General features: G+C 71.0%; 22 protein-coding genes and 2 tRNA genes. 10 read left to right on the forward strand and 14 right to left on the reverse strand.

Features of this window, described 5'->3' with window-relative positions; all coding sequences use genetic code 11:
• The coding region (locus tag H0X00_RS10730) for a transposase (protein ID WP_293769851.1) at positions 1–305 on the forward strand (305 nt) is incomplete at its 5' end.
• Positions 306–588: 283 nt separating this feature from the next.
• Here the strand turns inward: H0X00_RS10730 and H0X00_RS10735 are convergent.
• From H0X00_RS10735 to galU, 10 genes are all read right to left on the reverse strand, one after another.
• Positions 589–657, reverse strand: a tRNA-Met gene (locus H0X00_RS10735).
• An 89-nt stretch (positions 658–746) separates the two neighbouring features.
• Positions 747–1,616 (reverse strand): hypothetical protein, encoded by an 870-nt coding sequence (locus H0X00_RS10740; RefSeq protein WP_293769852.1) that lies wholly within the window; start codon positions 1,614–1,616, stop codon positions 747–749.
• Positions 1,613–2,623 carry a hypothetical protein gene (locus H0X00_RS10745; protein ID WP_293769853.1) on the reverse strand — a complete coding sequence of 337 codons (1,011 nt, stop codon included), beginning with the start codon at positions 2,621–2,623 and terminating at the stop codon, positions 1,613–1,615. Before H0X00_RS10745 ends, H0X00_RS10740 begins: the two co-directional genes overlap by 4 nt.
• A 317-nt stretch (positions 2,624–2,940) precedes the next feature.
• A tRNA-Ala gene (locus H0X00_RS10750) sits at positions 2,941–3,014 on the reverse strand.
• A 138-nt stretch (positions 3,015–3,152) separates the two neighbouring features.
• Positions 3,153–3,995 (reverse strand): hypothetical protein, encoded by an 843-nt coding sequence (locus H0X00_RS10755; RefSeq protein WP_293769854.1) that lies wholly within the window; start codon positions 3,993–3,995, stop codon positions 3,153–3,155.
• Between the two features lie 81 nt (positions 3,996–4,076).
• A complete protein-coding gene (locus H0X00_RS10760; RefSeq protein WP_293769855.1) occupies positions 4,077–4,664 on the reverse strand; it encodes a GNAT family protein in 588 nt (195 codons plus the stop codon).
• 14 nt (positions 4,665–4,678) lie between these two features.
• Entirely contained in the window at positions 4,679–5,146 is a 468-nt protein-coding gene (locus tag H0X00_RS10765) for a MogA/MoaB family molybdenum cofactor biosynthesis protein (protein ID WP_293769856.1), read from the reverse strand.
• A gap of 10 nt (positions 5,147–5,156) precedes the next feature.
• Positions 5,157–5,732, reverse strand: a complete 576-nt coding sequence (gene moaC / locus H0X00_RS10770; RefSeq protein WP_293769857.1) for a cyclic pyranopterin monophosphate synthase MoaC — start codon at positions 5,730–5,732, stop codon at positions 5,157–5,159.
• Complete coding sequence (glp, locus tag H0X00_RS10775; RefSeq protein WP_293769858.1) at positions 5,729–6,967, reverse strand: gephyrin-like molybdotransferase Glp; 1,239 nt, start codon at positions 6,965–6,967, stop codon at positions 5,729–5,731. Before glp ends, moaC begins: the two co-directional genes overlap by 4 nt.
• Positions 6,964–7,887: a UTP--glucose-1-phosphate uridylyltransferase GalU gene (gene galU, locus H0X00_RS10780; protein ID WP_367186547.1), complete on the reverse strand. Its 924-nt coding sequence runs from the start codon at positions 7,885–7,887 to the stop codon at positions 6,964–6,966. The genes glp and galU overlap by 4 nt, the downstream gene beginning before the upstream one ends.
• A 97-nt stretch (positions 7,888–7,984) precedes the next feature.
• Between galU and H0X00_RS10785 the strand changes: the two genes are divergently transcribed.
• The 6 genes from H0X00_RS10785 to mscL are packed head-to-tail and all read left to right on the forward strand — an operon-like array spanning position 7,985 to position 12,630.
• Positions 7,985–8,623: a 5-formyltetrahydrofolate cyclo-ligase gene (locus H0X00_RS10785; protein WP_293769860.1), complete on the forward strand. Its 639-nt coding sequence runs from the start codon at positions 7,985–7,987 to the stop codon at positions 8,621–8,623.
• Positions 8,617–10,152, forward strand: a complete 1,536-nt coding sequence (locus tag H0X00_RS10790; protein ID WP_293769861.1) for a potassium/proton antiporter — start codon at positions 8,617–8,619, stop codon at positions 10,150–10,152. The genes H0X00_RS10785 and H0X00_RS10790 overlap by 7 nt, the downstream gene beginning before the upstream one ends.
• 50 nt (positions 10,153–10,202) lie before the next feature.
• The gene (locus H0X00_RS23820; protein WP_367186549.1) at positions 10,203–10,562 is read left to right on the forward strand and encodes an FmdB family zinc ribbon protein; all 360 of its coding nucleotides are present in this window, start codon (positions 10,203–10,205) and stop codon (positions 10,560–10,562) included.
• Between the two features lie 55 nt (positions 10,563–10,617).
• Positions 10,618–11,451 carry an S-methyl-5'-thioadenosine phosphorylase gene (locus tag H0X00_RS10805; RefSeq protein ID WP_293769865.1) on the forward strand — a complete coding sequence of 278 codons (834 nt, stop codon included), beginning with the start codon at positions 10,618–10,620 and terminating at the stop codon, positions 11,449–11,451.
• Between the two features lie 29 nt (positions 11,452–11,480).
• Entirely contained in the window at positions 11,481–12,185 is a 705-nt protein-coding gene (gene cpaB / locus H0X00_RS10810; protein ID WP_293769866.1) for a Flp pilus assembly protein CpaB, read from the forward strand.
• 37 nt (positions 12,186–12,222) lie between these two features.
• Complete coding sequence (gene mscL / locus H0X00_RS10815; RefSeq protein WP_293769867.1) at positions 12,223–12,630, forward strand: large conductance mechanosensitive channel protein MscL; 408 nt, start codon at positions 12,223–12,225, stop codon at positions 12,628–12,630.
• Positions 12,631–12,641: 11 nt separating this feature from the next.
• On the opposite strand, the gene H0X00_RS10820 is transcribed toward mscL, so the two are convergent.
• From H0X00_RS10820 to H0X00_RS10835, 4 genes are all read right to left on the reverse strand, one after another.
• Positions 12,642–12,800: a hypothetical protein gene (locus tag H0X00_RS10820; RefSeq protein WP_293769868.1), complete on the reverse strand. Its 159-nt coding sequence runs from the start codon at positions 12,798–12,800 to the stop codon at positions 12,642–12,644.
• The gene (locus H0X00_RS10825; protein WP_293769869.1) at positions 12,797–13,186 is read right to left on the reverse strand and encodes an STAS domain-containing protein; all 390 of its coding nucleotides are present in this window, start codon (positions 13,184–13,186) and stop codon (positions 12,797–12,799) included. Before H0X00_RS10825 ends, H0X00_RS10820 begins: the two co-directional genes overlap by 4 nt.
• Before the next feature lie 199 nt (positions 13,187–13,385).
• Positions 13,386–14,000 carry a hypothetical protein gene (locus tag H0X00_RS10830; protein WP_293769870.1) on the reverse strand — a complete coding sequence of 205 codons (615 nt, stop codon included), beginning with the start codon at positions 13,998–14,000 and terminating at the stop codon, positions 13,386–13,388.
• Positions 14,000–14,590 carry an XRE family transcriptional regulator gene (locus tag H0X00_RS10835; RefSeq protein WP_293769871.1) on the reverse strand — a complete coding sequence of 197 codons (591 nt, stop codon included), beginning with the start codon at positions 14,588–14,590 and terminating at the stop codon, positions 14,000–14,002. The genes H0X00_RS10830 and H0X00_RS10835 overlap by 1 nt, the downstream gene beginning before the upstream one ends.
• A gap of 77 nt (positions 14,591–14,667) precedes the next feature.
• Between H0X00_RS10835 and H0X00_RS10840 the strand changes: the two genes are divergently transcribed.
• The 3 genes from H0X00_RS10840 to H0X00_RS10850 all read left to right on the forward strand — a co-directional run.
• Positions 14,668–15,330: an NAD(P)/FAD-dependent oxidoreductase gene (locus tag H0X00_RS10840; RefSeq protein WP_293769872.1), complete on the forward strand. Its 663-nt coding sequence runs from the start codon at positions 14,668–14,670 to the stop codon at positions 15,328–15,330.
• 46 nt (positions 15,331–15,376) lie between these two features.
• Entirely contained in the window at positions 15,377–16,378 is a 1,002-nt protein-coding gene (locus H0X00_RS10845) for an SIMPL domain-containing protein (RefSeq protein WP_293769874.1), read from the forward strand.
• A gap of 79 nt (positions 16,379–16,457) precedes the next feature.
• Positions 16,458–17,186, forward strand: a 729-nt coding sequence (locus H0X00_RS10850; protein ID WP_367186551.1) for an oxygenase MpaB family protein, incomplete at its 3' end; no start/stop codon positions are given.

A 17,186-nucleotide genomic window follows, 5' to 3' on the forward strand; every position in this document is an offset into this window, starting at 1 on the left:
CCCCGGAGATCACCAAGTGGCTCGCGCACAAGGACCGACGGCGCTGGCACCTGCACTTCACCCCCACCTCGAGTTCGTGGCTGAACCTGGTCGAGCGCTGGTTCAAGGAGTTGACCGAGAAGCGTTTGCTCCGCGGGCGGTTCACCAGCGTCGCCGAACTCACCGCCGCGATCACCGACTGGGCCGGACACTGGAACAGCGACCCGAAGCCCTTCATCTGGAAGGCGACCGCGGAGGAGATCATCGCCAAGGTTCGGCGCGGCCGCGCCACGCTCAACCAGATCAATTCGCAGACGGACCACTAGTTGGCCGAGTGCCCTCCCAAGTGCCTGAGCTCCCCGGGATGTTGCCGGCAACCCGACGACCTGCGCCGGCTCGCGGCCCCTGGCGTCTGCACGCCATTGGGTCTCGGCGCGCGAGCGCACGGGATCCAGGTGGAGACCGCCCCGGCGCTGTCCACGCCCGTCCGACCCCATCCGCCCAGGTCCGGCACGGCGTGTCGCAGAAGTTAGCTGACCAACTGCTGACCACCGACCAAGGGCCACGATCACAGATTCGTGATCATGGCCCTGACCTGCACTTACGTAGTAGCGGGGGTAGGATTTGAACCTACGACCTCTGGGTTATGAGCCCAGCCGTCGTCCGTAGCGGTCTGCCCCTGTCCATGCAGGTCCGGCGGAGCCCACCGAGGATGCTCGTTCCGAACTGCCCGGATTTCGCCGGTCCCGGTTGCCTTCGGGGCCCAATTAGGAATGCCGCCGACGCGCGAGGGCGTCGAGCAACCTCGTGGTGAAAGAGGCGACCACGAGCTGGGCGTCGGTGGCTGCGGTGGCCGCGTCGGATCCAGGGTGGTTGATGAGGAACTGTTCGACATACGCCTGGACACCTGCCGCACGGTCGTCGAAGAAGTTCGCCGCCAGGTCTTCGATGGCCGTGCGCATCTCCATCGGAGCGCCAAGGCGGTGGAGGACGACCTCGGCCGGGTCGAGCGGGATCGCCTCATCGATGAAGACCTCGTTGTGGTGCAGCAGGACGAAGGCGATGTCGTAGTAGTCCTTCGGCTTGTGCCGGCCATAGGCGGCTGCGGTCTTCGCGAGGAGGAATCCGGCGAGGCCGGTCACGTTGACCTCGGCCGTAATCGTGGCGCCCTGGTCGTAGGCGACCACGGTTCGCGGCGCGTAGTCCCGGCTGGCGTAGCCGGTACCGCGCAGATTGACCGCGCCAAGGCTGTCGGTGTCATCGAAGCGAATGTCGGCGTTTTGGGGTTGGTCGGCGAGATCGGCGAGCAACTCGAACTTGATCACCGCCTTGTAGCCGCCGCCCTGGACCGTCTCCCACCGCCAGACGCGCTCGGAGTCGGGGCGGAAGTCAGCGTTCTTCAACGCGATCTCCAGACGGCGGGCATGGTCGGCGCCGCCGGCAATCTCCAGGTCGACCTGGACGTCGACGTCGGTCGTCCCCGCGTGCACGCGGTCGCTGTCCGAGCACAACATCGCGGGGACCAGGCCACCGAGCAAGACGAAGTTGGGTCGGTCGCCGTAGTGGCTGCACACCCGGACCAAGGCGAGTTCGGCGGCTCGCCTGGCCCGGCCGGTGCGCTCTTCCTCTTCTCTCACGCGACTGCACCCATCTGCTCGCGGAGGTGCTCGGCGGCATCCTCGCCCCGGACCCCGATCATCCGGAGGTCAGAGAACACGCGTGGCCACGTCGCCACTCGCTGCCCCGCGACTGTCGTACTGAGTGCGTCGCGGGCCGGCGTGGGGAACGGCCGCAAGAGCAGCCGGCCGCCGGCCGCCTCACTCAGACTTGCCTCGCGGGCGACCTGCCGTAGTTCCGGCAAGCTCTTGACGTCGAGGTAGATCTCCAGCGGAGCGACCTCGGACAGGTGCGGAGCGAGGACGTCGGCCGCGAGTGCCCCGGTCGTGCTCCAGGCCAGGCCGTTGGCGGCCAGGCGAGCCCCCAGCTCACGCGCCCCTTGTGCCGGATCACGCCACAGGACTCCGACTCGCACCGAGGCGTCACCGCGCAGGTGGGCAGCTGTGGTCGCGTAGGCGTCGAGCAACTCCGAAACATCGACCACAGTACGGCGAGCGTTGCGGCCCCGGGCCGCGGCTGCCTCCAACAGGTGCTCGTCCTGCAGGAAGCGCAGGGCGCCGCCGACCGTTGAGGGAGCCAACCCGGTCGCCGCGACCAGTTCGTCGACGGTGCCGCCCGTCCCGACCAGCAGTCCCTCGCACACCGCAAGGATTCCTGCTGTCCAGCCAGCCTTCGCAGCGGGACGCGCAACGCGCTCGGCCTCGACGCGAACGTAGAGGCCCGGCAAGGCGATCCGCGTCGCGCCGGTCCCGTCGACCCAGGACAGGCCGGCATCGCCAAGCAATCCTCGCGCCCCCGGCGACAACGCCGGGGCGACCACCAGGTCGGGGCGGTCGGGCCGGTCCAAAAGCTCCCGGACCTCCCGAGGCCAACCCCGGCTCAGCCACGCGACCTCCACCGACGCCGACTGGATCCTCGCCACGAACCGGCCCGGACGCGGGCCCACCTCGACGACCCGAACGACGATGCCCGGGTCGACGCGAGCAAAGGCATCGGCCAACAGCCGCTCCAGCGCTACGGTGTCCATTCGTCAATAGTACGGCAGAATCCAATCTTTGGTGAAACACGAAACTTTTGCGAACACCGACCTTTATTTCGCGCGCACGCCAGCCACGGCAGTCCGGCGCCAAGCTCACTCCGCCGGTCGGCCGGACCGGCCAGGAAGGACTGCGGCGATGGCGTGGTGAAGGGGCGGCAGATCACGCGGCGCGATCCGTCAGTGTCCACCCTCGTCTGCGGACCTCCGGGAACGTCGTCCGCGGAATCTGCTGCCAAATTGCTGCCAAATGACCAAGAGGCCGATCCCGAGAAGTTCGGAATCGGCCTCTGACCTGCACTGATGGGTGGAGCTGTGGGGATTTGAACCCCAGACCCCCTCGATGCGAACGAGGTGCGCTACCAGACTGCGCCACAGCCCCCGACGTGCCGGGAAAGGTTATCACCGGGCCGGCGTCGGCCGGTGCGCCCCGGGCGGGCCCGACTCTGGTTGGCCAGCCGGGCCATGAGGGTTCCGCGATAGCCCGGCCACGCGACCAGAGTGCAGGTTTTCTGGCGAGCTACTCGCCGACGGCGCGCTTGTGCTCGATCGGGGCGACGTCCTCGATCAGCTCGAGCTGCTCGGCCGACGCCTTCGCGGCCATCTCGGCCTCGATCTGCGCGATCAGCTCGTCGGTGAGGACCGGGAACTCCTGGGTCGGCTCGTCGTCGACGGCGGTCCAGGGGCGACCGGCGGAGACGTCGATGCGGCGACCGACCGGCGGGGCCTTGGGGGCGGTGACGTACGTGGGCAGTGGCACGGGACGGGGCTCCCATCCATCGGCGATGTCGGCGACCGGGCCGGGGGTCGGTTCGTCGACCTCCACCGAGGGCCACGGGTTCCAGGTCAGGTCTGCGTCGGCGGGCTTGCTGCGAGTGCCGCGCTGTGCCGGGATCTTGGCCGACGCGGAAGGAGCAACCGGAACGTGCACGCGGGTCACGCGAGACTTCTTGGCCCGTACCCGCACCTCGTAGAGGTAGGCGAAGAACAGACCTGCCGGGATGGCCGCCGGCCACATCGGCAGCAGGCCGAGGAGGTAGGCGGTCAGGAGCGGAACGAAGGAGACGACGAGGGTGCTGAGCACCCGGCGACGACGGGCCGCGGTGGCGGCGCTGACGCGGGGGCGGGTCACCATCTCGACGGGACGCCGGGTCTCGCGGGCCTTCACCACCGGCTCCGAAGCCCCCGCCGCAACCGGACGCAGCATCGAATAAGTGGGGTCGCTCTCGCCGCGACGTCGCAACAAGGTGCCCTCCTTAACTCCGGAGCTGGTGTCCGCGGGCGTCGTCTTCAGACACCGCGTCAGAAGGAACACGGCCCAGGCGCCGAGCACCGCCGCGTACAGGAGGCCACTTCCGCTCATGACGATCAAAGTTAGGGGCGAGACCCGCTCGGATCGGGGATGCAGTCGGCGTGTCGTGCGGGACTGATGTGACTAGTGAGCTCAAGCGTGCAGCGGGCCGTGGGTGGCCCGCCAGCGGTTGAGCAGTCCGCCGGGGATCTCCTCGGAGGTGATGACGTAGACGAGGTGGTCGCGCCACTCACCGTCGATGTGCAGATAGGCCGGACGCAGACCCTCCTCGCGGAAGCCCAGCTTCTCCACCACGCGCCGGCTGTTGGCGTTCTCCGGCCGGATGCAGATCTCGACGCGGTGCAGGCCCATGGTCTGCAGGGCGTGGTCGGTGGCCAGCGCGACGGCGGTCGGCATGACGCCGCGTCCGGCGTGGCCCTTGTCGATCCAGTAGCCGATGTGACCGCCGCACAGCGAGCCCCAGGTGATGCCGGAGACGGTGAGCTGGCCGATGAAGGTCCCAGACCAGGTGATCGCGAACGGCATGGTCCGTCCGGCCCGTGCCTCGGCGCGCAGCCGGCGGACCATGTTGGCGAAGCTCATCTCCGGGGTCTCGTCCACGGGCCGGGTGGCCTCCCACGGCTTGAGCCAGGTGTGGTTCTCTCGGCGCAGGTCGTGCCAGGGCTGCGCGTCGCGCATCCGCAACGGACGCAGCGCGACGGGGCCGTCCGAGAGGCGCACCGGCCAGGGCTTGTTCAGTGGTCACCACCCCCGATCTGCTCGACGGCGTGTTTGAGGATCGGATTGAGCACCGCGATCCCGTCCTTGCACCCGCCCGGGGAGCCGGGCAGGTTGACGATCAGTGTGCGCCCGGCGACCCCGGCCAGGCCACGACTGAGGGCGGAGGCGGGCACCTTGTCCTGCGAGTGCCGCCGGATCGCATCCGCGATCCCGGGCACCTCGCGCTCGATCACCCGGCGGGTCACCTCCGGGGTGTGATCGCCCGGGGTGAGCCCGGTGCCGCCGGTGGTGAGGATGACGTCGTAACCGGCCGTGACGCCGGCGGTCAGGGCCTCCCAGACCGGCTCGCCGTCGGGCACGACCTGCGGGCCGTCGACCTCGAACCCGAGCTCGACCAGACCGGCGTGCAGGATCGGGCCGCCGCGATCGGAGTAGACCCCGGCCGCGGCCCGGTTGGAGCAGGTGATGACCAGTGCTCTCACGACGGCGTCCTCACGTCCGCGCCCGGCGATGTTCGGTCGCTTCGCTCCCTTCAACAAGCTCAATCGGCTCGGAAGGACGAGCAAGCTCGCCCTCCTCTCGCCTCAATCGCTTGTAGGTCCCGGACTTGCCCCCGGTCTTCTCCTCGATCCGGATGTCGGTGATCACGGCGCCCTTGTCGACCGCCTTCACCATGTCGACCACGGTGAGCCCGGCGACGGCGACACAGGTCAGCGCCTCCATCTCCACCCCGGTCCGGTCGGCGGTGCGCACGGTGGCGCTGATCTCGACCGAGGTGTCGGTGACCGCGAGGTCGACGGTGACGCCGTGGATCGCCAGCGGGTGACACAGCGGCACGAGGTCGGGGGTCTTCTTCGCGGCCTGGATGCCGGCGATCCGCGCGACCGCGAGCGCGTCGCCTTTGGGCACGCCCTCACCGCGCAGCAGGGCGATCACCGTCGAGGACAGAAGAACGCGTCCGGTCGCGGTGGCCTGACGGACCGTCACATCCTTGCCGGAGACGTCGACCATGCGGGCTTCGCCCTTGGCGTCGACGTGGGTCAGCCGATCCCCGGAAGGCGCGCTCACGAGGCAGCTCCGAACCGCATGATGTCCACCTGTTCCCCGGCCTTGACCTCGGTGACGTCCTCACCGATGACGATGAAGCAGTTCGACGTCGCCAGCCCGGCGAGCAGGTGCGAGCCCGCGCCGCCGACCGGACGCACCTCGGGCAGGCCGTAGGCGCCGGAAGGCACCACCCAGCCCCGGGCGAACTGCGTCTTGCCGCCGGGTGAGCTCAGGTCGGTCGAGATCGTCGCCTGGGTGATGGCGCGCCGCTCCGGGGCGAGGCCGCGGAGTCGGCGGATCGCCGGGCGGACGAAGACCTCGAAGGAGACGTAGGAGCTGACCGGGTTGCCGGGCAGGGTGAAGATCGGCACGCCGGAACCGAACGCCTCGCCGCCGATGAAGCCGAAGCCCTGCGGCTTGCCGGGGTTCATCTTGATCCCCCCGAACTCGACGGTGCCCAGGCGCGAGAGCACGCCCTTCACCACGTCGTAGGCGCCGGCACTGACTCCGCCGGAGGTGACGATCAGGTCGGCGCGGGAGGTCTGCTCCTCGATGGTGGAGAGCACGAGCTCCTCGTCGTCGTGCACCATCCCGATGCGGTACGCCACCGCGCCGGCCTCACGGGCGGCGGCGGCCAGCATGTAGCTGTTCGACTCGTAGATCTGGCCCGGACCGAGCGGCTGGCCCGGCTCGACCAGTTCGCTGCCGGTGGAGATCACCACGACCCGCGGCCTGGGGTGAACCTCAACGCGGGAGACGCCGATCGCGGCGAGCATCCCGATCTGCGCCGAGCCGAGCTCGGTACCGGCCGGCAACAGCAGCTGGCCGGTGGACACGTCGCTGCCCCGCAGCCGGATGAACTGTCCTTCGGACGACTCGGTCTCGATCTTCACCCGACGGGTGCCGCGGTCGGTCTGCTCCACCGCGACGATCGCCTCGGTCCCCTCCGGGACCGGGGCTCCGGTCATGATCCGCGCGCACGTGCCCGGCTTGACCACCCGGTGGGAGACCGCGCCCGCGGCGATGTCGTCGATGACGTCGAGCTCGGCCGGGAACTCCGGCGACGCCCCGGTGACGTCAGCGATGCGGACCGCGTAGCCGTCCATCGCGGAGTTGTCCCACGGCGGTAGATCCAGCGGCGCCACGACCTCCTGCGCGAGCAGGCAGCCCTGCGCCTCCTGAAGCTGGACCTCCAGCCCGGGCATCGGCGCGAGTTGGCCCAGGATGTGGACGAGCTGCTCCTCGACGGACCTCATGCCGGGCCCTCCATCTCTTTCGCGACGAAGTCGGCCAGCCAGGACCGGAACTCCGGCCCGAGGTCCTCGCGCTCGCAGGCCAGGCGCACGATCGTGCGCAGGTACTCCTGGCGGTCGCCGGTGTCGTAGCGGCGGCCGCGGAAGATCACCGCGTGCACCGGCCCGCCGCCGTCGCCCAGGGCCAGCGAGCGCAGCGCATCGGTCAGCTGGATCTCCCCGCCGCGGCCGGGCGGGGTGCGGCGCAGCACGTCGAACACGGCCGACTCGATGACGTAGCGGCCGATGATCGCGAGGTTGCTCGGCGCCTCCCCGCGCGGCGGCTTCTCGATCAGGTCGGTCACCCGGACGACGTCCGGCTCCTCCGTCGGGGAGACCGCGGCGCAACCGTAGAGATGGATCTGCGCGGGCGGGACCTCCATGAGCGCGATCACGCTGCCGCCGAAGCGGGCCTGGGCGTCGATCATCGCCTTCAGCAGCGGGTCGCGCGGGTCGATCAGGTCGTCGCCGAGCAGCACCGCGAACGGTTCGTCGCCGACGTGATCGGCCGCGCAGAGCACCGCGTGCCCGAGGCCTTTGGGCTCGCCCTGGCGGACGTAGTGCATCGTCGCCAGGTCGTTGGAGGCCTGCACGAGCTCCAGGGTGGCGGTGTCGCCCTTCTCCGCGAGCTTGGTCTCCAGCTCGTAGTTGCGGTCGAAGTGGTCCTCCAGCGCCCGCTTGCTGCGCCCGGTGATCATCAGCACGTCGGTCAGGCCGGCCGTGACGGCCTCCTCGACGACGTACTCGATCGCCGGCTTGTCGACGACCGGGAGCATCTCCTTCGGCGTCGCCTTGGTGGCGGGCAGGAACCGCGTCCCGAGGCCGGCGGCCGGGATGACGGCCTTTCTCATACCGGCGGTCGTTCGGGGGGACGTCGAGGTCATGAGCGCAGGCTACCCAGCACCACCGATATGACGGCGGCACCGCTCGTACGGAAGGATCAAGAGCACGCCCGCAGCGACCAGGCAGGACGGAGGCAACGTGCCGGTAGGCGGTTCCACCGGGTCCCCCACCGAGGTCGACGCCGCCAAATCCGCCCTCCGCGCCACCGTCCTGGCCGCCCGCCGCGCGCTCGGCCCGACCGAGTTGGCCGCCGCCGCCGCCGCCATCCGGGACCGCGCCCTGGAAGCGCTGGCTCCCGCCCCGACCGTCGCGCTCTACGCCTCGACCGGGACCGAGCCGGGCACGCACCCACTTCTGGAGGCGCTGCGCGCGATTGGCACGCGGGTGCTGCTGCCGGTCCTGCTCGAGGACAACGGCCTGGACTGGGGCGTCTACCGCGGGCCGGACTTCCTGGTCCCCGGTCCCCGCGGAACGCTGGAGCCGGCCGGCCCGCGGTTGGGACCGGAGGCGTTCGGCGAGGCCCTTCTCGCGTTCGTGCCCGGCCTGGCCGCCGACCGGAACGGGCGCCGGCTAGGCCGCGGCGGAGGCTCCTACGACCGGACGTTGCGCCACGCGCACCCGGCCGCGCTGATCGCGGTGGTGCTCTACCCCGGCGAGATCATCGACACGGTTCCGGCCCGCGGGCACGACGCGGAGGTGCACGCCGTCCTCTCTCCCGAGGGCTTGGTTCCGGTCGGCGAGGCGGCGGACGCGGTCGAGGACGAGGAGTCATGGTGATCCTCGGCGCGGGTGGCGGCGGCGAGGGCAGCATCACCGTCGACGACCTCGATCAGGCACTGCTGATGGGCTCGCTGGTGCTGCTGGTCGCGGTGGTCGCCGTCCGGGTGGCCAGCCGGACCGCGCTGCCCAGCCTGCTGCTCTACCTCGGGCTGGGCGTCGTGCTCGGTCAGGACGTCATCGGCATCGAGTTCGACGACGCCGAGCTGACCCGGACCCTGGGCTACGCCGCGCTCGTGATCATCCTGGCCGAGGGTGGCCTGACCACGAACTGGGCGACGATCCGCCCGTCCGTCCCCGCCGCCGCGATGCTGGCCACCGTCGGGGTCGGGGTCTCGGTGATGATCACCGGAGCGGCCGCGCACTACCTGCTGGATCTGCCCTGGCAGGTCTCGTTCCTGCTGGCCGCGATCGTGTCCTCGACCGACGCCGCGGCCGTGTTCTCCGTGCTGCGGCTGTTATCGGTGCGGCCGCGTCTGGTCGGCATCCTGGAGGCCGAGTCCGGGTTCAACGACGCTCCGATCGTCGTCCTCGCCGTCGCGCTGTCCACGACCGAGGCCTTCGGCGCCGCCGACTTCGGCGAGCTGATGGCGTTGCTGGTGTACGAACTCGCGGTCGGTCTGGTGATCGGGCTGGCCGCCGGCTATCTGGGCGCGAACGGCCTGCGCCGCATCGCGCTGCCCTCCTCGGGTCTGTATCCGATCGCCGTGCTGGCTCTCGCGCTGTTCGCCTACAGCGGGGCCGCGGCCGTGCACGCCAGCGGCTTCCTCGCCGTCTACGTCGCGGCGCTGGTGCTGGGCAACTCGCGGCTCCCGCACCGACCGGCGACCCGCAGCTTCGTCGAGGGGCTGGCCTGGTTGGCCCAGATCGGCCTGTTCGTGCTGCTCGGCCTGCTGGTCACCCCCTCCGAGCTCGGCTCGGATGTGATGCCCGCGATCGCGGTCGGATTCGTGCTGCTGTTCATCGGTCGCCCGGCCGCGGTCTTCGCCTCGACGGTCTGGTTCCGGGTGTCGTGGGCCGAACAGGCCTTCCTGTCCTGGGCCGGTCTGCGCGGGGCGGTGCCGATCGTGGTGGCGACGATCCCGGTGGTGGAGGGGGTGCCGGACAACGAGCGGATCTTCAACCTCGTCTTCATCGTCGCCGTGCTCTACACGTTGCTGCAGGGCCCGACCCTGCCGTTGTTCGCGCGCACCATGAAGGTGATCTCCGAGGCCGAACCGCGCGACCTCGACCTGGAGGCAGCGCCCCTGGAGCGGCTCGGCGCCGACGTGCTGCAGGTCCGGGTGCCGGCCGAGTCCCGGATGCACGGCGTCGAGATCTTCGAGTTGCGGTTGCCGCAGGGCGCGAGCGTGGCGCTGATCGTCCGGGACGGAAAATCCTTGGTCCCGGGCGAGACGACCCGGGTCCAGCGCGGCGACGAACTGCTGGTCGTGGTCCCCTCGGCGATCCGGCGGGTCACCGAGGCGCGGCTCCGCGCGGTCAGCGAACACGGCCGGCTGGCAGGCTGGGTGGACCGGAACCGGCGCTAGCGTGCACAATTAGCAGTCGAGCCCAGAGAGTGCCAGCAGGAGGACCGTCGGTGCCGACCTACCAGTACGCCTGCACGGAGTGCGGGCACCAGTTCGAGGCCGTCCAGAAGTTCAGCGACGACGCCCTCACCGAGTGCCCCACCTGCACCGGCAAGCTGCGCAAGGTGTTCTCCGCCGTGGGCGTGGTCTTCAAGGGGTCCGGGTTCTACCGGAACGACTCGCGGTCCAGCGTCGGCGCCAAAGCGTCCTCCGCCGACTCATCCTCGGGCGACTCGTCCTCCTCGGGCTCGTCCTCCTCGGGCTCGTCGTCGGGTGACTCGTCCTCGTCCAGCTCGTCCTCGAGCGACTCGTCCAGCTCGTCCAGCTCGTCCAAGCCCGCTTCGAAGAGCGGCGGCGAGTCCGCGGCCTGAGTCGCCTGTGGACAACTCGGGGCGCTGAGCGCGCGCCGGGCTAGGGTCCTGCGCCATGAGTGAGCCCTTGCAGAGTGAGCACGGCACCGCCGAGATCGGCGTCATCGGCGGGTCCGGGCTGTACGAGTTCCTCGACGACGCCGTCACCGTCACCGTCTCCACCCCCTTCGGTCCGCCGAGCGACCCGCTGGTCATCGGCGAGGTGGCCGGGCGCCGGGTGGCCTTCCTGCCCCGGCACGGCGCGGATCACCGGTGGCCGCCGCACCTGATCCCGTACCGGGCGAACCTGTGGGCGCTGCGAGCGGTCGGAGCGCGCCAGGTGCTGGCGCCCTCGGCGGTCGGGTCGCTGACCCACGACTTCCCGATCGGGACGCTCGTGGTGCCGGACCAGGTCGTCGACCGCACCTCGGGACGGGACCGCACGTACTACGACGGGCCGCCGGCCGGCGTGGTGCACGTCGGGTTCGCCGACCCGTACTGCCCGGCCGGGCGCGCGGTCGCGTTGGAGACCACCGCGGCGGCGGGCTGGCCGGCCGTGGACGGCGCGACGCTGGTGGTGATCGACGGGCCGCGGTTCTCCAGCCGCGCGGAGTCGCAGTGGTACGCCGCGGCGGGCGCGCGGATCATCGGGATGACCGGGTCGCCGGAAGCGGCGCTGGCCCGCGAACTCGCCCTCTGCTACACCCCGCTCGCGATGGTCACCGACCTCGACGCCGGCATCGAGACCGGCGAGGGGGTGACGATGGCCGAGGTCTTCCGGGTGTTCAAGGAGAACGTCGGGCGGCTGCGTGACGTCCTGATGGACATCGTTGCGGCGATGCCGACCGAGCGGACCTGTCCGTGCGGGTCCGCCCTGGACGGGCTGACGACCGGCATCGAGCTGCCATGAGAGGTGAGGGACGAGCGCCCCGGAGGCCCATGAGTTGGGGGGCCGAGGCGCGGATGCTGCTCGCCCGCTACCGGGGCTTGGTCGCGGGCGCGTGCGCCGGCGTCGCTGTACTGGCCGCAGTGCCGTTGCTGGCCCCCGGCGCAGGGGCGACCGTGCCGGTGCTGACCGCCGCTCGGGACCTCCGCTGGGGTGCGGCCCTTGCCGCCGACGACCTCTCCGTCGTGCGGGTGCCGGTGGCGTCGGTACCGGACGGGGCGTTGACATCCACGTCGGAGGCGCGCGGGCGCCTGTTGGCCTCGCCGGTCCGCCGGGGTGAACCGATCACTGACCTCCGACTGGTCGGGCCCGGCCTGCTCGCCGATTCGGAGTTGGTCGCCGTCGGGGTGCGGATCGCGGACGCCGGCACCGCCGCCCTGCTCCGCGCGGGATCAGTGGTGGATGTGCTCGCCGCCGCGCTGTCCGAGGGTTTCGAGCCCGGGCTCGACCGACCGGTCGGGTTCGCGTCGGCGGAGGTGGTGGCCAGCGGGGTGCGGGTGCTTGCGGTGCCCGGCGCCAAGCGCACCGGCCTGGACGGTGCCCTGGTGCTGGTGGCCGCGACCGAGGCGCAGGCGGCCCGACTCGCGGCCGCCGGGGCGACCCGTCGATTGTCGATCACGCTTCGCCCGGAGGTCCCCGGAGGGATCGATCGTCCACTGGACGGTGCTGCCGTCAGCGATAGCGTGGACGCGCCCTGACGGGCCGACAGATTTCCCCTCAACCCTGGGAGTGGCTGTGATCAAGGGCTTCAAAGAATTCGTGATGCGCGGCAACGTCATCGACCTCGCGATCGCCGTCGTCCTCGGCACCGCGTTCGCTGCGCTGGTGAAGTCCTTCACGGACTCGTTCGTGCAGCCGATCATCAACGTCATCATGGGTGGTGGCCTCACCGGTGGCACGATCAAGCTCGACGAGACCAACCGGCTGCTGTTCGGCAACTTCCTCAACGCCGCGGTCACGTTCCTGATCACGGCCGCGGTCGTCTACTTCGCCTTCGTCGTGCCGATGAAGACGCTGGCCGAGCGCCACAAGCGCGGCGAGGTGCCGGCCCCGTCAGTGGTGCCCGACGACGTCGCGCTGCTCCGTGAGATCCGGGACCTGCTCGCCCAGCGCTCCCCGGGCACCCCGACCTCGGGGTTCTGACCCTCTGAACCCTAGGCGGTTGCGGGCGCCTGACCCTCGCTGGTGGCTTCCACCGGCGAGGGTCGCTCGTTGACGCGACGCTGGGTCAGGTGCCGCGCCTCGATGTCGGCCAGGAAAAAGACCAGGAACAGCATCAGGAACGGCATCACCACGACGAAGGCGATGCTCATGACGCCACCGCCGATGCAACGCCGCGGCCGGCGGAGGCAGCGGCACGGGCCTTGCCGCGGATCGCGGCGTCGACGTCGAGGTAGCACGGCAGCGAGGCGCACAGACCGGTGATCTCCAGCAGGCGGCGCACGATCGGCGACGGGCCGGCCATCCGCATCCAGGTGCCGACCGCGGTCGAACGGCGGCCGAGGTTGGCCATCGTGCGCAGGCAGGCCAGGTCGCAGAAGGTGACCTCGGACAGGTCGATCACGATGCCCGTGGGACGCGCACGGAGCACGTCGAGGAGCTGGGTGTGCAGGGTTGCTGCGCGGCTGAGGTCGTAGTCCCCGGACAGCGCAACCACGACCACTCCACCAGCGCGGCGAACCGCGAGGTTGGCGTCCATGGCTCCTCTTTCATCGGCGGGATGGGAGCGAGACGAGATTCAGTGTGTGGCGACACGCCGGAGGTCAGTGGGCCTTTCTCACGGCCTTGTCCGGCGCTTTGCACGGCGAGACGATGCCGGGGACGAACGTGGACGAACCGGGCATTGACGGTCGCTCAGCGCCACCAACCGGGCGCGAGCCGTGGTCGCAGAAGTTGATCTAGGTCCCTGGTCCAACGGTGGTGGTGACCCGGACCAACGCCGGCTCCGCCGGTACCGACCCGAATCCGAACCGAACGGGCGGATCGACCTTGGCCAGGCTGCCGAGGTCAACTCCGTCGAGCCAGGCGACCGCTGCGCTGATCGGGCGCAGGTCCTGGGCGCCGTACCACTCCCGGCGGTCGTTGCCGGCGGTGCCTCGCGTGCTGACGCCGGGCATCAGCCATCGGGCCGGGCGGTCGATCGCCGCCGCCCAGGCCGGTCGGCGGGCCAGCGGTGGCGGGACGGCGCGCAGCAGGTAGCCCAGCGGCGCCCGGCGGCCGAGCTCGAACGCCAGATGCAGCGGCCCGGCGGTGATCGCCCACTCCCGCCGGGCGGCGGTCACCCCGAAGTGCGCGATCTCCACCGAGTCGAAGGTGTAGGTGGCGGCGATGAACTCCGCGATCTCCGGGCGCGGGGCGAGCAGGCGCCGGTGCCCGGCGGCGTCCTCGATCATCACATCGCCAAAGGCGCCGAACGGACTGCGCGGCCAACGCCCGACCACGATGCGGGTGCCGGAGGTCGTGCCGAGGCCGGCGATCCAGCCGTCGAAGACCAGGCGCTTCTGACGCCCCATCAGTCGTCCTGGTCGCTACGGGCCCGAACGTGCATCCGTTCGCCGTGCCGGCCGAACAGGCTGAGGACCTCGGCGGGGCCGTCGCCGGTGCTGCCGAACCAGTGCGGGACGCGGGTGTCGAACTCGGCGACCTCGCCGGGGCCGAGGACGAGGTCCTGGTCGCCGAGGCACAGGCGCATCCGGCCGGACAGGACGTAGAGCCATTCCTGGCCGTCGTGGACCCGCAGTTGGGGCTTGGACTGCGACGTCGGGATGATCATCTTCCAGGCCTGCATGGCCCCGGGCATGCGCGTGAGCGGAATGACGGTGCGGCCGTGCACCTTCTGCGGCTTGAGCCGCAGGCGTGGGTCGCCGACCTCGGGGGCGCCGACCAGATCGTCGAGCGGCACCCCGTAGGCCTGCGCCAGCGGCAGCAGCAGTTCCAGGCTCGGCTTGCGCTGGCCCGACTCCAACCGCGACAGCGTGCTCTTGGAGATGCCCGTCGTGGCCTCGAGGCCGGTCAGGGTCACGCCGCGCTGCGTACGCAGCAGGCGCAGCCGGGGGCCGACCTGCTCCAGGGCCGTCGCGATCGTCTCCGCCGGTTCGTCCATGGCCCCATTCCACGACCGTTTCCCGGAAACAGCAACATTTGTTGCCGGTCCCGGGAAGCCCGATGCACTGTCGGAGCATGAGCGAATACGACGTAGTGGTGATCGGCGGCGGAGCCGCCGGACTGTCCGCGGCCCTGGTCCTGACCCGGGCCCGCCGCCGGGTCCTCGTGGTGGACTCCGGCGCCCCGCGCAATGCACCGGCCGCGCACATGCACGGCTTCTTGTCCCGGGACGGTGCAGCGCCCGGGGAGTTGCTGGCGATCGGTCGGGAGGAGGTCAAGGGCTACGGCGGCGAGATCGCCGATGAGGTCGTGGCCTCGCTTCGCCGCGACGGCTCCCGGTTCCGGGTGCAGTTCGCCGACGACCGGCCGGTCTGGGCCCGACGCCTGCTGATCGCCACCGGCCTGCGTGACGAGCTGCCTGAGATCCCCGGGCTACGCCAGCGGTGGGCGCGCGATGTCCTGCACTGCCCGTACTGCCACGGCTACGAGGTCCGCGACCGCAGGCTCGGTGTCCTGGGCGGCGGGCCGATGACCGCGCACTACACCCAGCTGATCCGCCAGTGGGCCGACGACGTGGTGCTGCTCACGCCGTCGGGATCGCTGACCGAGGCGCAGCAGGAGGAACTGACCGCGACCAACCCCTGCCGGCCGTCACCCGCACTGCCCTACCTGCACCGCGCCCGCGTTCGGCTGCTGACCCGGCGAACGTTTCGGGCTCCTCCGCCGTCTGTGTTCTGACGCCGGAGCACACCGGCGCCGCCTGCCGCCGCTCTGAGGAGTCCAGATGTCCGTTTCGTTCCGCCGTGCATCGTTGGCCGCGGCCGCCGCCGTGGTGCTGACGACCACCGTCGCCGGCATGCTGATGGCCGGAAGCGCCGGTTCGGTTGCCGCCACCGGCGACCCCGCCGCGCGCACCGTCACGGTCTCCGGGCTCGGCCAGGCCAGCGGGACCCCGGACGTGGTGCGCCTCGATCTGGGCGTGCAGCGCACCGGCGACAACGTCAACGCCGCCCTCGACGCCGCCAACGCCGACATCCGCAAGATCAAGGAGGCGCTCGCCCAGCACGGGGTGAAGGACGCCGACATCCAGACCTCGCAGCTCTCGATCAACCAGCACTACGGCCCGGCCCAGCCCTACGAGGGCTCCTACGGAGGCTCCTACGAGGGCAAGGCCGCCCCGCCGCCCAGCCTGGTGGCGCCGATGATTCAGCCGGCCCCTGCACCGGGCGCGCCCGTCGCCTCGGACCCAGCTGTCGCCCCCGACGAGCCGACCCTCACCAACGACCCGATGCCGGCCGCCGACCTGCCGCTCAAGGAGGACCCCGCGGTCCTCGGTACCCGCGAGGGAATGAGCTCGGTCCCGCCCGTGGTCAGCTCGTACATGCCTGTCCCTGACGGACCGAACGGCTTCGACGTGTTCCAGTCCCTCAGCGTCAAGCTGCGCAACCTCGACGACGCCGGCGCGACGATCTCCGACGCGGCCGAGGCCGGCGGCGACGCGACCCGGATCAACGGCGTCTCCTTCGAGTTCGAGGACAGCGCGGGCCTCGTCGAGGACGCCCGCAAGCTGGCGTTCGCCGACGCCAAGTCCAAGGCCGAGCAGTACGCCCGCCTGGCCGGTGGCAGCCTCGGCCGCGTGGTGTCGATCAGCGAGGGCAATGCCGGCGACGGCGGGTACGCGTACCCGATGGCCGAGCGGGACTCCGCCAGCGGCACATCGGTCCCCCTCTACGCCGGCAGCCAGCAGGTCAGCGTCAACTCGACCGTGGTGTGGGAACTGAGCTGACTCGTCCCGATCGGCCCCGGCGCTCGTCGAGCTGCCGGGGCCGATCTGCGTAACCCGAGCTACCGTCGAGGCCATGGGGATGGGAACTCTGGCCGATCTGCGGGCCAACGTCGGGGCGAGCATCTTCGCGCGGGTAGCCGGCCCGGAAGGCCCCGCGCGGCGCGAACGCATCCTCGGCACACCGGGACCGCGGTGGTTCGCCGAGGACCGTCCGATCCGCCGGGTGCACGGCGATGCCGCGATGTTCGTCGGCGGGCTGCGCGCGTTGTTGCTGCAGTCGCTGCATCCGCTGGCGATGGCCGGCGTCGTCGGGCACTCCGGCTACCGGGGCGACCCGTGGGGCCGACTGCAGCGCACCAGCACGTTCCTGGCCACCACCACCTTCGGCACCGCCCAGGACGCGCAGGCCGCGGTCGACCAGGTGCTCGGGATCCATGGCCGGGTGCGCGGCACCGCACCGGACGGTCGGCCCTACTCGGCCGATGACCCGCACCTGCTGCAGTGGGTGCACGTCGCCGAGATCGACAGCTTCCTGCGTGCGCACCAGCGTTTCGGGGCCCGGGCGTTGAACGCCGACGAGGCTGACGCGTACGTCGCGGACGCCGCGCACATCGCGCGCTCGCTCGGCGTGCCGGCACCGCCGTTGACGGTGGCCGAACTCTCCGCCTGCCTGGACTCCTACCGTGCGGAGCTGGCGGGCACGGCCGAGGCGCGGGCCGCTGCCCGCTACCTGGTCTTCACTCCCCCGCTGCCCGTGCTGGTCCGCGCGCCGTACGCGGTGCTCGCGGCGAACGCGGTTGCGCTGCTG

Source organism: Sporichthya sp., from assembly GCF_013815995.1.
Lineage (GTDB): Bacteria > Actinomycetota > Actinomycetes > Sporichthyales > Sporichthyaceae > Sporichthya.

Coding starts and splice junctions, on each gene's coding strand:
- H0X00_RS10745 (WP_293769853.1), bottom strand. CDS start 2,623: ATGGACACCGTAGCGCTGGAGCGGCTGTTGGCCGATGCCTTTGCTCGC.
- H0X00_RS10755 (WP_293769854.1), bottom strand. CDS start 3,995: ATGAGCGGAAGTGGCCTCCTGTACGCGGCGGTGCTCGGCGCCTGGGCC.
- glp (WP_293769858.1), bottom strand. CDS start 6,967: ATGAGGTCCGTCGAGGAGCAGCTCGTCCACATCCTGGGCCAACTCGCG.
- galU (WP_367186547.1), bottom strand. CDS start 7,887: ATGACCTCGACGTCCCCCCGAACGACCGCCGGTATGAGAAAGGCCGTC.
- H0X00_RS10790 (WP_293769861.1), top strand. CDS start 8,617: ATGGTGATCCTCGGCGCGGGTGGCGGCGGCGAGGGCAGCATCACCGTC.
- H0X00_RS10805 (WP_293769865.1), top strand. CDS start 10,618: ATGAGTGAGCCCTTGCAGAGTGAGCACGGCACCGCCGAGATCGGCGTC.
- cpaB (WP_293769866.1), top strand. CDS start 11,481: ATGAGTTGGGGGGCCGAGGCGCGGATGCTGCTCGCCCGCTACCGGGGC.
- H0X00_RS10820 (WP_293769868.1), bottom strand. CDS start 12,800: ATGAGCATCGCCTTCGTCGTGGTGATGCCGTTCCTGATGCTGTTCCTG.
- H0X00_RS10825 (WP_293769869.1), bottom strand. CDS start 13,186: ATGGACGCCAACCTCGCGGTTCGCCGCGCTGGTGGAGTGGTCGTGGTT.
- H0X00_RS10830 (WP_293769870.1), bottom strand. CDS start 14,000: ATGGGGCGTCAGAAGCGCCTGGTCTTCGACGGCTGGATCGCCGGCCTC.
- H0X00_RS10835 (WP_293769871.1), bottom strand. CDS start 14,590: ATGGACGAACCGGCGGAGACGATCGCGACGGCCCTGGAGCAGGTCGGC.
- H0X00_RS10840 (WP_293769872.1), top strand. CDS start 14,668: ATGAGCGAATACGACGTAGTGGTGATCGGCGGCGGAGCCGCCGGACTG.
- H0X00_RS10845 (WP_293769874.1), top strand. CDS start 15,377: ATGTCCGTTTCGTTCCGCCGTGCATCGTTGGCCGCGGCCGCCGCCGTG.